The 13,616-nt window shown below is 68.3% G+C and carries 13 protein-coding genes; all 13 read left to right on the forward strand.

Annotated features, from left to right (window positions below; all coding sequences use genetic code 11):
* Positions 1 to 414: 414 nt before the first annotated feature.
* The 13 genes from AC10QF_RS04555 to AC10QF_RS04615 all read left to right on the forward strand — a co-directional run bounded on the left by AC10QF_RS04555 (position 415) and on the right by AC10QF_RS04615 (position 13,599).
* Positions 415 to 1,095, forward strand: a complete 681-nt coding sequence (locus tag AC10QF_RS04555; RefSeq protein ID WP_053501284.1) for a TonB C-terminal domain-containing protein — start codon at positions 415 to 417, stop codon at positions 1,093 to 1,095.
* Positions 1,096 to 1,111: 16 nt separating this feature from the next.
* Positions 1,112 to 1,642, forward strand: a complete 531-nt coding sequence (locus tag AC10QF_RS04560) for an RNA polymerase sigma factor (protein ID WP_005416809.1) — start codon at positions 1,112 to 1,114, stop codon at positions 1,640 to 1,642.
* A 68-nt stretch (positions 1,643 to 1,710) separates the two neighbouring features.
* Positions 1,711 to 2,691 (forward strand): FecR family protein, encoded by a 981-nt coding sequence (locus AC10QF_RS04565; protein ID WP_494541820.1) that lies wholly within the window; start codon positions 1,711 to 1,713, stop codon positions 2,689 to 2,691.
* A 58-nt stretch (positions 2,692 to 2,749) separates the two neighbouring features.
* A complete protein-coding gene (locus AC10QF_RS04570) occupies positions 2,750 to 3,301 on the forward strand; it encodes a hypothetical protein (protein ID WP_005416804.1) in 552 nt (183 codons plus the stop codon).
* 144 nt (positions 3,302 to 3,445) lie between these two features.
* Positions 3,446 to 4,003 (forward strand): hypothetical protein, encoded by a 558-nt coding sequence (locus AC10QF_RS04575; RefSeq protein ID WP_258391735.1) that lies wholly within the window; start codon positions 3,446 to 3,448, stop codon positions 4,001 to 4,003.
* A gap of 57 nt (positions 4,004 to 4,060) precedes the next feature.
* The gene (gene gspG / locus AC10QF_RS04580) at positions 4,061 to 4,498 is read left to right on the forward strand and encodes a type II secretion system major pseudopilin GspG (RefSeq protein ID WP_494541821.1); all 438 of its coding nucleotides are present in this window, start codon (positions 4,061 to 4,063) and stop codon (positions 4,496 to 4,498) included.
* A gap of 9 nt (positions 4,499 to 4,507) precedes the next feature.
* Positions 4,508 to 5,413: a type II secretion system minor pseudopilin GspK gene (gspK, locus tag AC10QF_RS04585; RefSeq protein WP_032954238.1), complete on the forward strand. Its 906-nt coding sequence runs from the start codon at positions 4,508 to 4,510 to the stop codon at positions 5,411 to 5,413.
* Entirely contained in the window at positions 5,410 to 6,573 is a 1,164-nt protein-coding gene (gene gspL, locus AC10QF_RS04590) for a type II secretion system protein GspL (protein ID WP_494541822.1), read from the forward strand. The genes gspK and gspL overlap by 4 nt, the downstream gene beginning before the upstream one ends.
* A complete protein-coding gene (locus AC10QF_RS04595; protein ID WP_111178372.1) occupies positions 6,570 to 7,097 on the forward strand; it encodes a type II secretion system protein M in 528 nt (175 codons plus the stop codon). Before gspL ends, AC10QF_RS04595 begins: the two co-directional genes overlap by 4 nt.
* Positions 7,094 to 9,475: a type II secretion system secretin GspD gene (gspD, locus tag AC10QF_RS04600; RefSeq protein ID WP_494541823.1), complete on the forward strand. Its 2,382-nt coding sequence runs from the start codon at positions 7,094 to 7,096 to the stop codon at positions 9,473 to 9,475. The genes AC10QF_RS04595 and gspD overlap by 4 nt, the downstream gene beginning before the upstream one ends.
* Positions 9,472 to 10,905 carry a type II secretion system ATPase GspE gene (gene gspE, locus AC10QF_RS04605; RefSeq protein ID WP_005416788.1) on the forward strand — a complete coding sequence of 478 codons (1,434 nt, stop codon included), beginning with the start codon at positions 9,472 to 9,474 and terminating at the stop codon, positions 10,903 to 10,905. Before gspD ends, gspE begins: the two co-directional genes overlap by 4 nt.
* 7 nt (positions 10,906 to 10,912) lie before the next feature.
* On the forward strand, positions 10,913 to 12,112 hold the full coding sequence (gene gspF, locus AC10QF_RS04610; RefSeq protein WP_494541824.1) for a type II secretion system inner membrane protein GspF: 1,200 nt from the start codon (positions 10,913 to 10,915) through the stop codon (positions 12,110 to 12,112).
* Positions 12,113 to 12,423: 311 nt separating this feature from the next.
* Positions 12,424 to 13,599 carry a substrate-binding domain-containing protein gene (locus AC10QF_RS04615; protein ID WP_494541825.1) on the forward strand — a complete coding sequence of 392 codons (1,176 nt, stop codon included), beginning with the start codon at positions 12,424 to 12,426 and terminating at the stop codon, positions 13,597 to 13,599.
* Positions 13,600 to 13,616: the final 17 nt, after the last annotated feature.

Consider the following 13,616-nt stretch of genomic DNA (forward strand, 5'->3'; position numbering starts at 1 on the left):
GCGGGGGACGCTGCAAGTACGTCCATGTAAGCTCGGTCGCCGCATCCATGCGGCTCACGCCCCCGCAACCGGACCCACCCCGCCTTCGACAGTTTCCCGCGATCTGCCGGAACGGCATGAACTGCTCTTGGTGGGTGTCGACCTTGGTCGACACGTTTGGGTCGGCACGGGGGTCGGATCCCGTTGCTGCGCAACGGGCTCTGACCCCAGGGGCAGATGATCATGTCTGTTCGATTCATTGATTCCTGATGCGTGACTGGCCCCACGGAGCCTGCCTCGGCGTCAGCCGCGGCGGCGGTCATCGCAATGACATGTGCCCTCGGTACGGTTTGAGCCCGCTTGCGGGTCGCGCGCGGGCCGGGGTTCCGGTTGTGGTGCGCGACCGTTGCAGCTGCTGTCGCTGCCGAGGGTCATGTGTTCTACGTCAGGGGGCTGAATGGACACCATGCGGTCAGAACTTGGAAGGTGGCCATCGCCGCATGGCTGCTGCTGTCCTTTGCCGCTGCCGCACAGGACGCGGTTCATGCCTACGACATCCCTGCGCAGCCGCTGGAACAGGCGGTCGAGCGCTTCAGTGTCATCAGTGGGTGGTCGGTGATGTATCCCGGCGACCTTGCTTCGGGCCGCAGCAGCCATGCGCTGCGCGGGAGCCTGGCGCCGCTTGCGGCGCTGGAGTCGCTGCTGCAGGACACCGGGATCGAGGCAGAGGTGATCGGCGAGCAGCGTGTGGTGCTGCGCCGGGGCAAACCCTCGGCCGCGGAACCCGGTGTTGGCGCGGGGCTTCCCGAGGCCGAACGTCGGCGTCGCTACGGCGGGTTGCAGCAGCGGCTGCGTGCGGCGTTCTGTGACGACCCGGAGATTGCGCCCGGCCGCTATGCCGCAACGCTGCGCTTCCGCATCGACGGCGCAGGCCAGGTAAGCGAGCCGGAGCTGCTGTCCGGCAGTGGCAGTGATCGCCGCGACGCACGCCTGCTGCAGGCGCTGCAAGGCCTGGTGCTGGCGACCGAGGCCGCCGCGCTGCCACAGCCGGTGACGCTGCAGATCCGTCCTTCCGGCACCGACCACGACTGCGGCCGGCGCGCGCCCCTTCCATGACTTCAAGGATTCGAACATGAGCAACGGTACGGCTGGGGCGGTTGATCTGATGGACCACCTCCTGGGTGCCTACGACGAGCTGAAACGCCGGTTGGTGCGCAAGCTCGGATCGGAAGAGCTGGCCGGCGACGCGCTGCAGGACACGTGGATGCGCCTGAGTGCGCGCCGTGACCGCCTGGACGCGGTGCAGAACCCTGCGGCCTACCTGCTGCGGATGGCGATGAACACCGTGATCGACCGCCAACGGGCAGACCACCGCCTGCTGAGCCTGGAGGAGGTGGATACGCTGATGGACATGGCCGACCCGGGGCCGGGGCCGGCGCAGGCGGCCGAGCTGGACTTCGCGCTGGAAGACATGGTCGGCCTGCTGCAGCGCATGCCCGAGCGCCGTCGTCGCATCCTGCTGGCGATCCGCGTTGATGGCCTGCAGCAGCGCGACGTGGCCGACCACCTCGGTGTGTCGCTGCGGTTGGTGCAGCGGGAGCTGAAGGCAGCCCAGGACTACCTGGCCGAACGCAGCGGGCAGGGGCGCCAGGTGCGGTTCTGAGCGACGGCATCCGTCTACACTTTGACGCCGAGCAGAACCCCGCAGCGTGCGGGTCCGGCATGAGACCCATGGATCCTGACGACCGCCCGCAACGCCCGCTGGATGCCGTTGAGCGTCAGGCCCACGCGTGGGTGGTGCGGCTGACCTCGGGTGAGGCGACCGCTGCCGATGGGCGCCGGTTCCGTGCATGGTGCGAGTCCGACCCGCGTCATCGTGAAGCGTTTGGCCGTGCGCGCCGGCAGTGGGAGCAGGTGCGGCTGGCCGGCGAGCGACTGCCCGCCGGCGCGCGCCAACCGGTCGCGCCGACGCCGGCCCAGCGCTGGAGCCGGCGCGCCTTCCTGGGCGCTGCGGTGGCGGCGCCGGCCAGTCTGGTGGTGGTGGCGGCGCTCCGCCCGCCGCTGGGATTGTGGCCGTCGGTGACGGCGATGGCGGCCGATTTCCACACCGGCACCGGTGAACGACTACAGATCGCGCCCTCGCCGCAGCTCAAGATCGAACTGGATACGCAGAGCAGCCTGCGCCGCCGCGCGCACGCGCAGGGCGAAGGCTTCGAGCTGGTGCAGGGCCAGGCCGCGATCGAAACCGGTGCTGGCCTGCGCCTGGCACTGTTCGCGGGCCCGGGTTGCGTGATTGCCGATGAAGGTGCGGTGCGCCTGGACGTGCGCAACACCCACGGCCAGGTACGGGTGACCTGCCTGCAGGGTAGCGCCCGTATCGAGCATCCGCAGGGCCGCCTGCAGCTGCAGGCCGGCCAGCAGACCCGGTTCGACGAGCGCCTCAGTGGCGTCGTGGCCGAGGCCGTAGCTTCGGAAGTGAGTGCCTGGACCGAAGGCATGCTTGTGTTCCGCCGCGCACCGCTGGGCGAGGTGGTGGACGAGATCAACCGTTACCGGCGGGGCAAGGTACTGCTGGGTGAATCGGCATTGGCGGGCGCGCCGGTCAGTGGCCGCTTCCGCATCGATGATCCGGACGCGGCACTGGAGCAGCTGCGACTGACGATGTCGCTGGATCTGCGTCGCTTTCCGGGTGGCATCGCCGTCCTTGGATAGATGAAGGCGCTGGCCGTGCGCGCCGCGCAGGGCTGTTGCAAGCGAGGAGAAGCCAAGGATGCGCAACGAGACCATCGGTGTGCTCGATCTGCGTCGCAATCTGTCTGCATTGCTGGAAACCACCCAGCGAAGGCCCCTGATGGTGCATCGTTATGGTTCGCCCTGGGTGTGCGTTGTGTCTGACGCGCAGTGGCAGCAGCAGGCGGTGCTGCTGGACTTCAATCCGCAGTCACACCCATTGGCGATGCTGCTGCGGCTGCAGCAGCAGGAGATGCCCTTGGTCGAATCCGGGGCGCTGCCGCCTGCGGCGCTCGCACGCGCACTGCTGTTGGCGGACATCCATGGCATCGACGATCTCACGCAGCTGCATGAGCAGGTGCTGCATCATCGGCTCTGGCACTGGTTCGTGGCGGGCGCCCATGGGGTGATGGACGGGTGGCAGCTGCCCGCGCTGCGCGTCGCGCTGGCGTCATGGTGCGATGACGTGGACATGACCGATGCACTGGTCGCATTCGCTGCCCGCAGCGACGTGGCGGTACTGGCCCGCCGTTGTGGGGGTGACGCACCGCGGCTGCAGCGCGAAGCCTGCAGGCGGATGACGCTGCGATGACGTTGCCGATGAAGCGCCATCCCGTGCACAGAGTTGCATTCGCGGTGTCGCTTCACCTGCCTTGCTGACGTCTTCTCCAGAGTACGACGCACCACGCGTCGCGGAGCACGGGCGGCGCAGATGGAAGACAGTCGCAGGATCAGCATGCTGGAGCTGGATCGCCACCTGAGCCAGTCACTGGAGCAGGCACGGCACACGCCCCTGAACGTGCAGCGTTACGGGCGCTCGTGGGTCTGGGTGCTGTCCAGTGACGCCTGGGCGGACGCGGCGCGCTGGGCGGCACTGGACAGCAGTGCGCATCCACTGGCGGCACTTCGAAAGGCCCTCGACCTGCGGATGCGGCCCTGGCCCGACGCGGCCATGAGCGCGCTGCCGCTTGGCGCAGCCGATGCGCGGCTGCTGCAACGTGCGGCCCTGCTGGTGAACTTGCGTGACCTCAACAGTGCGCAGCGTGTGTACGACGACCTGCGCTACCACCAGGCCTACCGCATGTTCATCGGGCTCGACCACGGCACCGCGTGGTCGCCGACGCAGTGCGTGCGCCTGCTGCAGGCGTGCGTGCATCCGTTGCTGCGCGAGTGCATCGACGAAACACTGGCCAGCGTGCCGCCTCACCTGTTCGAGGCGGCACGTGCGCCGGCTGCACGAGCGGCCGCACAGGCAACCGCGCAGCGAATCGCAGGCGGATGTTTATCGTACTGACACATGCACCGCTGACCATGGTGCAGCGGTCTCTTCCGGGATGACGAGGGCGGAACAATGGCAAGGCAGGCAGGTGGTCGCAGGATTCGGCAGCAGGGCTTCAGCCTGATCGAGATCATGGTGGTGGTGGTGATCATCGGCATCCTTGCCGCGCTGATCGTGCCGCGGTTGATGGACCGTCCGGACCAGGCGCGTGTGGTGGCGGCGCGCCAGGACATCGCGGCGCTGATGCAGGCGCTGAAGTTGTTCAAGCTGGACAATGGGCGCTATCCCAGTGCCGAACAGGGCCTGCAGGCGCTGGTGAAGCCGCCGCAGGGCAGCGGTGCGTTGCCGGTGACGCCGTATCTGGATCGCCTGCCGAATGATCCGTGGGGCCATCCTTACCAGTACCAGGTTCCAGGCACTCATGGCGACATCGATGTGTTCTCGCTGGGTGCGGACAGCAAGCCCGGTGGCGACGCCGGGAACGCAGACATCGGCTCCTGGCAGCTGTGAGGTGTGCTGATGGCAGCCCGGACGCGTTCGATTTCATGCATCCACCAGCGTGGCGTGGCGGTGATCGTCGCCTTGCTGGTGGTGGCATTGGTGGCCGTGATTGCCACTGCGCTGCTGACCCGGCAGTCGGCGCAGCTGCGCGCGCTGCGCGGCGACCAGTTGCGCGCACAGGTACGCATGGCGGTGGATGCGACGCTGGAGCGTGCGGCGCAGCAGCTGCGTGAGGATGTCAAGGAACAGCTGACCACGGTGCGCAGCGGGCGCTGGGCGCGCCCGTTGGAACTGCAGGCGCCATTGCCGGTGCAGCTGCAACTGGTCGATGCGCAGTCGATGTTCAACCTGCGCAACCTGCTGGCACAGGGCAGGCCGGACCCCGAGGCGCGGGGCGCGTTCGTCGCGTTGTGCGCCGGGCAGGGGCTGGGCCAGGGCACCTGCGCATCCGCGGTGGACCACATCCAGGCGCGCCTGCGCGACGGCGATGTGCAGGCGCAGGCACCGCTGCCGCGCGAATCACTGATCGAACAGGCGCTGGTCGGCGCTGACCCGGTGGCGCTGCAGGCGTTGGTGCGGCGCACCGTGGTGTTGCCGGCGCAGACCCTGGTCAACGCCAACACCTGCGACCTGAGCGTCCTGCAGGCGGTCGCGCCTGCGGTGGAACCGGCAAGGCTGCAGGCGCTGCTCGCTGAGCGCGACGCTGGCCACTGGCTGCTCAACCGCGGTGACATCGCCAACCGACTCCAACTGAGCAACGAACAGATGGCCGTGCTTCCGCTGGGTATCCATAGCGAGTGGTTCCTGGCCGTGGGCCGGGTGCAGGCTGACGGCAGCGCGGTTGATTTTCGCGCGCTGCTCTGGCGCGAGTACCGCGACGACGGGGTACGTGTACAACGGGTGTGGACGAGGATCGGCGCATGACGGTGCAGCTTCGGGTGCGCCTGCCGCCGTTGGCGCACCTGCGCGCCGACAGCGCGGTGGACTGGACGCAGCTGCACAAGGACGAGGTAGTGGCACACGGCCGCGAAACGCTGGCCGCGCTGGGTCTGCGGCATCCGCGGGCCACAGTGCATGCCTGCCTTGACCCGAACGACCTGATCCTGCTGGAACTGCAGCTGCCGCCGCTGTCCGGGCGCCGCCTGCAGGCGGCGTTGCAGGGTGAGGTTGAGGCCATGCTGCTGGATGACCTGCAGGACGTGGCGCTGGCCCACGGTCCGCAGGCGGCAGACGGTACGGTTCCGGTGGCCTGGCTCGGCCAGCAGGCCATCGCGCAGGTGCAGCAGCTGCTGGCCTCGTGTGCGCTGCGGCTGCAGGCGTTGTATCCGACGCCACTGCTGCTGCCTTGGCAGCGCGGCCACGCCACGCTGCAGGTCAGCGGCGAGCATCTGCTGGTGCGCAGCGGGCGCGATCGGGGACTTGTCCAATGGTATGGCGGACGTGACGCGTCCGCGGTGATGCAGGCGTTGGCCACCCGCCTGCAACAGGCCGGGGTGCGGGCCGTGCAATGGATCGACAGCGTACCGCCGGCGTGGCCGGACAGCCTGCCGGCCAGCGCCGTTGCGCATGAACAGCAGGCCTGTGGTCCGTTGCCGGGTTGGTCATTGCCGCTGCCCGGCGCAGGCCGTCAAGCGCCGCGACTGGCGATCGGCCTGGCACTGGCGGCGGTGCTGCTGGCTGCACTTGGCCTGCAGTGGCAGGTCTCGCGTTGGCGGATCGAGGGTGAGGCGCTGCAGCAGGGTATGGCACGGCAGTTCAGCGCACGGTTTCCGGAGGTCACCGATGTGGTGGACCCGGTGTTGCAGGCAAGGCGAGCGCTTGCGGTTCCACCGCCGACGCCGCCGTTGCCGGCGCTGCAACGTCAGATCGCCAGCACGCTGCACGCGGTTCCGGAGCTGGCGGGTCAGGTGCACAGCCTGCACTACCAACCCGGGCAGGTGTACCTGGAGCTGGACGCCGATGCCCAGGCATTGGCCGACGATCCACAGCGGCTTGAGCGCTGGCAGCAAGCGATGCAGGCGCAGGGACTGCAGCTGGCGCGCGATACCGGTGGACGCCTGCGGGTGAGCGGAGCGGGACAGTGACGACCCGAACCCTGCGGCTGGGCCAGGGGCTGGCGGGCCTGCAGCAGCGCTGGCAACGCCTGCCACCGCGCGACCGGCTGATGCTGTGGGTGATGGTGGTGGCGCTGCTGGTAGCGGGCCTGTGGTCGTTATGGCTGGAGCCCCTGCTGAAGCAGCGCACGCACTGGCAGGCCGAACTGCCACGGCTGCAGGCGCAGTCCCGCGCACTGGCGCCGCTGCTGCGCGCGCGTGAGCGCCAGCAGCTGGCGCAGGGCCAGCATCCGACCCTGGCCGGGCTGCGTGACCAGATCAAGGCTGCCGGTCTGGCCGACGGCCTGCATATCGAAGCGCGCGACGGGCGCTGGCACCTGCAGGTACGGGCCGTACCCGCCGATGCGCTATGGAACTGGCTGCTGCCGCTGCTGGCCGACCCGGCCATCGAGTTGCAGCAGCTGCAATTGACACGCACAGGGGATGCGAACATGCCGGCGGCACGGATTTCAGGACACATCGTGATGGTGGCAACTGCGGGTGCCCATCCATGAGGGCGATGCGCAGCCTTGCCTGCAGTGCCGCATTGGCACTGATCGTGTGCATGGGCCACGCGCCGGCACCCGTGCTGGCGCAGGACACCCGCGATGAGCCGGTGCAGTTGAACCTGGTCGACACCGACATCGGCGGCGTGCTGCGCATGGCGGCGCGCTTCACCGGGCGCCAGTTCCTGGTCGACCCACGCGTGACCGGCAAGATGACGGTGGTTTCCGATGGCCCGGTCAGCCGTACCCAGGCCTACCAGTTGCTGCTGGGCGCATTGCGCATGCGAGGCTTCGCCGTGGTCGAGAACGGCGGCGTCAGCCGGGTGGTGCCGCAGGCCGATGCCAAGTTGCTCGGTGGACGGGTGGGCAGCGGTGGTGCAGGGGGCGAGATCGCCACGCGCACCTTTGCGCTGCGCTATGAGAATGCGGCGGCGCTGGTGGCTGTGCTGCGGCCGATGATCAGCCCGGACAACCCGATCACCGCCAATCCAGGCAACAACACCCTGGTGATCACCGACTACGCCGACAACCTGGAGCGCATCGCGAGGGTGATCGCCAGCGTCGACACGCCCGCCGGCATGGACACCGATGTGGTGAAGCTGCAGCAGGGCATTGCGGTGGACGTGGCGGCCATGGTTGCGCCGCTGCTGGATGCGCAGGGCGCCGAGCCGGGCCAGAAGGTGGTGGTGATGGCCGACCCGCGCAGCAACAGCGTGCTGCTGCGTTCCAGCAGCCCGGGTCGCACCCGCCTGGCGCGGCAGCTGGTGGAAAAGCTGGACCGTGCCCAGGACGAGTCCGGCAACCTGCATGTGGTCTACCTGCGCAACGCCCAGGCCAACCAGCTGGCCGGTGTGCTGCGTGGCGTGGTAGCCGGACAGAGCGATGCACCGGCCATGGGCAGCAACCAAGGAATCACCCCGCTGCCGGGTGACGCCAACCGTCCCACGCCCCCCCAGACGTCGCAGCCGCAGCAGGCCAAGCCCGGGGGCAATGCGCTGGAATCGCAGCGGCTGGACCCGAGCCGGGGCGACCCGATCGACGCAGGAAGCACCGGCTTCAGCCAGAACGGCATTTCGGTACAGGCGGACGTGGCCACCAACACCCTGCTGATTTCGGCGCCGGAGCCGGTGTACCGCAACCTTCGGCGGGTGATCGACCAGCTCGACCAGCGCCGTGCGCAGGTGCTGGTGGAAAGCCTGATCGTGGAGGTCAACCAGACCGACGCGGCCGAGCTGGGCGTGCAGTGGATGCTGGGCAATGGCCGTACGTTTGGCGGCACCCATTTCGGGGGCGCTACCGGCGGTAGCGGGCTCAATACCGGTGCGCGTACCACGCTGGACGTGCTGCCCAAGGATGGCCTGAAGATCGGCGTGATCGACGGCACCATCAACCTGCCCGGTGTCGGCCAGATCCTCAACATGAAGGCGCTGGCCACTGCGCTGCAGAGCAAGGGCGGCGCCAACATCCTGTCGACGCCGAACCTGATGACGCTGGACAACGAGGCAGCCAGCATCATGGTCGGCCAGACCGTGCCGTTCGTCAGTGGCCGCTACGTGACCGACGGTGGCGGCGGCAGCAACAACCCCTTCCAGACCATCGTGCGCGAAGACGTGGGCCTGAAGCTGCGGGTGCGCCCACAGATTTCCGAGGGCGGTACGGTGAAGCTGGACATCTACCAGGAAGTCAGCAGCATCGACGCGCAGAGCGCGAACAGCACGGCCGGCATCATCACCAACAAGCGCGCACTCGATACCAGCGTGCTGCTGGACGATGGCCAGATCATGGTGCTCGGTGGCCTGCTGGAAGACAGCGTCAGCCACGGCCGTGATGCGGTGCCGGGGCTGGGGAAGATCCCGGTGCTGGGTGCCTTGTTCCGCAGCGACACGCGCAAGCGCGCCAAGACCAACCTGATGGTGTTCCTGCGTCCGCACGTGGTACGCGACCCGGCCGCAGGACAGCGCCTGACCCGCGACCGCTACGACTACATGCGCAATGCGCAGGCCGGCGCGCACCCCGTACAGAGCTGGGCCTTGCCCGCGCTGCCGGCGCCGCAGCTGCCACCGCAGGACCTGACGGTACTCGGCCAGGGCAATGCGCGCGATGGCCACGGCCAGCCGTTGCAGAACACCAGCCTGGCAGCGTTGTATCCGGCCGGTGACGGCGATGCGCAGCTGGTGCAGTTCGCACAGGGGCTGGAGCCGAGCCGTGCCAGCCAGGGCGTGGCGCAGGTGCGGGCGCTGGGCCTGCAGGCCTACGCGGAGGCGACGCCGGGCGAGAGTGGGCAACGCCTGCGCGTGCGGCTGCCGCGTGATCCGGTGAAGTTGGACCCGGCATTGCAGCAGCTGCGCGGGCTGGGCTACACGCCGGAACTGGTGATCGAGCCGTGAGCGCCGTTGTGCCGCTGCCGTACGCGTGGGTGCGCAGCCACGGCGTGATGCTGACCGAAGCCGGTGGCGAGCCGGTGCTGCTGGGAACGGACGATACCGCAGCGTGGGCCGTGGCCGAGCTGCGCCGGCGGCATGGCCCGCTTCCGTTCCAGGCATTGGATGCCGCGACCTGGCAGCAGCGGTTGGGTGAGCAGTACCGTGACGGCGGTGATGCCGCTGCCGTGGTCGGTGCCGCCGAAAGCGAAGTCGATCTGGACCGGCTGATACAGGACATGCCGGAGGTCACCGACCTGCTGGATGCGCAGGACGATGCACCGGTGATCCGCATGATCAATGCGCTGCTGGCACAGGCCGCGCGCGATGGCGCCAGCGATCTGCATATCGAGCCATTCGAGACCCATTCAGTAGTGCGCTACCGGGTGGACGGCACCCTGCGCGACATGGTGCAGCCACGGCGCGCATTGCACGCGGCGCTGGTGTCGCGCATCAAGATCATGGCCCACCTGGACATCGCCGAGAAGCGGTTGCCGCAGGACGGGCGCATCGCGATCCGCGTGGGCGGGCGGCCGCTGGACATCCGTGTTTCCACTGTACCGACCGCGCATGGCGAGCGCGCCGTGCTGCGATTGCTGGAAAAGGATGCCGGCCGCCTGCAGCTGCAGCGCCTGGGCATGGCCGATGACACCTTGGCCACGTTCACCGGATTGATCCGCCAGCCGCATGGGATCGTGCTGGTGACCGGGCCGACCGGCAGCGGCAAGACCACGTCGCTGTACGCCGCACTGGGCCAGCTCGACAGCAGCACCAGCAATATCCTCACCGTGGAAGATCCGGTGGAGTACGACTTTGCCGGCATCGGCCAGATCCAGGTCAATGCGCGCATCGGCATGAGCTTCGGCACCGCGCTGCGCGCGATCCTGCGCCAGGATCCGGACACCATCATGATCGGCGAGATCCGTGACCTGGAGACCGCACAGATCGCGGTGCAGTCGTCGCTGACCGGGCACGGTGTGCTGGCTTCGCTGCACACCAACGATGCGGTCTCGGCGGTGACCCGCCTGGCCGACATGGGCGTGGAACCGTTCCTGCTGGCCTCGTCGCTGCGCGGTGTGCTGGCGCAGCGGCTGGTGCGGCGGCTGTGCACGCAGTGCCGGCGTGCCGAGCTGGATGGCGAAGGCCGAACCGTATGGCGCGCAGTGGGCTGCACGGCCTGTGCCAACAGTGGCTATCGCGGACGCACGGGCATCCATGAGCTGTTCGTGGTGGACGACCGGGTACGCGCACTGATCCATGAAGGGCAGGGTGAGCCTGCGCTACGCGAGGCGGCGCGGCGGGCCGGCATGCGGACCCTTCGGCAGGACGGCCAGCGCTGGGTCGACAGCGGGGTGACCACGCTGGAAGAGATCCTGCGCGTCACCGGCGACGACTGAGGCCTGCATGGCACTGTTCGATTACCAGGCTGCCAACGCGCAGGGCCGCATCGAGAAAGGTCAATTGGATGCCGACAGCCCGCGCGGTGCTCGCCAGCTGCTGCGTGGGCGCGGGCTGACACCCGTGCAGGTCAGCGCGGCGCGAAGTGCAGGCACTGGCTGGGGCGCTCGCCGCCTGTCGGCCAGCGAGCTGGCCTGGGCCACGCGCCAGCTGGCCAGCCTGCTGGCGGCCAGCCTGCCGTTGGAAGCTGCATTGAGTGCGGTGATCGAACAGGCCGAGCGCCCGCACGTGGCCCAGGCACTCACCGCTGTGCGCGCCGACGTGCGCGCCGGCCAGCGCCTGACCGTGGCACTGGCCGCGCGGCCTCGCGATTTCCCGCCGATCTATCGGGCGCTGGTGGGTGCAGGTGAGGATTCCGGCGATCTGGCGCGGGTGATGGAGCGTCTGGCCGACTACATCGAGGAACGCAATGCGCTGCAGGCCAAGGTACTGACCGCCTTCATCTACCCGGCGGCGATCAGCCTGGTATCGGTGGCGATCGTGATCTTCCTGCTCAGCTACGTGGTGCCGCAGGTGGTGACCGCATTCGTGCAGGCGCGGCAGACGCTGCCGATGCTGACCCAGGTGATGCTGGCCGCCAGCGCGTTCGTGCGCAGCTGGGGCATGTGGGTGGGGCTCGGCATCGCTGCGCTGGTGGTGGCATGGCGGTTGGCGTTGCGGCGGCCGGAACTGCGCCTGCGCTGGGACGCGATGCTGCTGCGGCTGCCGATGGTCGGGCGTTTCGTGCTGGGCGTGAACAGTGCGCGCTTCGCCTCGACGCTGGCAATCCTGCTGGATGCGGGTGTGCCGCTGCTGCGTGCGCTTGAAGCTGCCCGGCAGACCCTGGGCAATGCGTTGCTGGCGCGCTGTGCCGATGACGTGTCCGCGCGTGTGCGCGAAGGTGCCGCGCTTGGTTTTGCGCTGAAGGTGCAGAAGGTGTATCCGCCGATCCTGGTGCACCTGGTGGCCAGCGGCGAGAAGACTGGTTCGCTGGCGCCACTGCTGGACCGCGCCGCACAGACGATCTCGCGCGACATCGAGCGTCGCGCGATGGCACTGACCGCGCTTCTGGAACCGACCATGATCCTGGTGATGGGCGGCGTGGTGCTGACGATCGTGCTGGCCGTGCTGATGCCGATCATGGAAATGAACCAGCTGGTGCAGTGATGCGCAACGCGCATCACGGGTAGAGTCGACTGTCAGTCGACTGCTTCTCAAGCGCACTTCGACAGGACCAGCACTTCGCGCGCCAGTCGACCCACGGTCGCCTCTACCCGGTCGGCGCCTTCGATTCTCCACACAATCCTCCACACCTTTTTCCGATCTTCCACAGGTTTCTTAAGCGGCCTGTCATCGGCGCGGACCAGCATGGACCCGTCGCCGCAGAGTGGGCTGGGAGGCCCTCGGCGGCAGCAGGCGTGTAGTGACCGTTCCTCCCTTGGCGTTTCCCTTCGCAGTAAACCCTTCAGGAGAAGATCATGACCAAGTACAAGACCCTGGCCGCGCTGGTTGCCACCGCGCTGCTCGCTACCGTGGGCGCCGCCTCGGCGCAGACCGTTACCGGCGGCGGTGCCTCGCTGCCGGCCGACCTCTACAAGGGTTCGGCCGACAGCATCCTGCCGGCGAACTTCACCTACACCGTGACCGGTTCGGGTACCGGCAAGAAGGCCTTCCTGGAAAACAACTCGGCGCTGTTCTCGACCACCGGCACCGTGCATTTCGCCGGCAGCGATTCGGTGCTGAGCAGCACTGAGCTGAGCAACTACACCACCAACTTCAACCAGCCGACCAACGCCAACCGCTACGGCGCGCTGATCCAGGTGCCGTCGGTGGCCACCTCGGTCACCATCCCGTTCAACAAAGCCGGTTCGGCGGTGGACCTGAGCGTGGCGCAGATCTGCGGCGTGTTCTCGGGCGCGATCAGCGACTGGTCGACCATCGATGCCAACCGCAGTGGCCCGATCCAGGTGGTGTACCGTCCGGAAAGCAGCGGTACCAGCGAAATGTTCAGCCGCTTCCTGACCGCGGCCTGTGCCGCTGAGAACGCTGAAACCTCGAAGCTGGTGGGCGGCAAGTTCGCCATCAAGTCGACCTTCGCCGACCTGTACAAGCGCGATGCCAACGGCAACCTGCCGGCGTTCCTGGTGGCCGCCCCGGCCACCGGTGGCACCTCGCTGTACAACACGGTCTACGCTGCTGAAGGCCGTATCGGCTACGTCGGCCCGGACGTGATCCCGAGCCTGACCGATGCGACCAAGGTCGCCAAGGTCAAGGGCTTCTCGCCGGACCAGGTGAGCGTGCAGGCCACCCTGGACACCGTCGCTCCGCCGACCGGCACCGATGCTGAGAACCCCGCCAACTGGGTGCCGGTGTTCGGCAACCCGTCGGCTGGCTATCCGATCGCCGGCTACACCAACCTGGTGATCGGCCAGTGCTACAAGGATTCGAGCGTTGCCACCAGCCTGCGCGGCTTCCTGGCCCGCCACTATCCGGCCACCTACACCGTCACGTATGAGAAGTCGATCACCGACCACGGCTTCATTCCGCTGACCAAGGCCTGGCGCGATGCGATCCGCAACCGCTTCGTGCTGGCCAGCAGCACTGCCGGCCTGAACAACCCCAGCACCTGCGCCGGCATCGGTCGTCCGCTGTAATCCGCAGCACCGGTTGA

It is taken from the genome of Stenotrophomonas maltophilia complex sp. Om-AH-Sm3 (assembly GCF_059337855.1).

Bases quoted from the DNA above. Each gene is read 5' to 3' on its own strand.
- AC10QF_RS04560 (WP_005416809.1), top strand. From the start codon at position 1,112: ATGAGCAACGGTACGGCTGGGGCGGTTGATCTGATGGACCACCTCCTG.
- AC10QF_RS04565 (WP_494541820.1), top strand. From the start codon at position 1,711: ATGGATCCTGACGACCGCCCGCAACGCCCGCTGGATGCCGTTGAGCGT.
- AC10QF_RS04570 (WP_005416804.1), top strand. From the start codon at position 2,750: ATGCGCAACGAGACCATCGGTGTGCTCGATCTGCGTCGCAATCTGTCT.
- AC10QF_RS04575 (WP_258391735.1), top strand. From the start codon at position 3,446: ATGCTGGAGCTGGATCGCCACCTGAGCCAGTCACTGGAGCAGGCACGG.
- gspG (WP_494541821.1), top strand. From the start codon at position 4,061: ATGGCAAGGCAGGCAGGTGGTCGCAGGATTCGGCAGCAGGGCTTCAGC.
- gspK (WP_032954238.1), top strand. From the start codon at position 4,508: ATGGCAGCCCGGACGCGTTCGATTTCATGCATCCACCAGCGTGGCGTG.
- gspL (WP_494541822.1), top strand. From the start codon at position 5,410: ATGACGGTGCAGCTTCGGGTGCGCCTGCCGCCGTTGGCGCACCTGCGC.
- gspD (WP_494541823.1), top strand. From the start codon at position 7,094: ATGAGGGCGATGCGCAGCCTTGCCTGCAGTGCCGCATTGGCACTGATC.
- gspF (WP_494541824.1), top strand. From the start codon at position 10,913: ATGGCACTGTTCGATTACCAGGCTGCCAACGCGCAGGGCCGCATCGAG.
- AC10QF_RS04615 (WP_494541825.1), top strand. From the start codon at position 12,424: ATGACCAAGTACAAGACCCTGGCCGCGCTGGTTGCCACCGCGCTGCTC.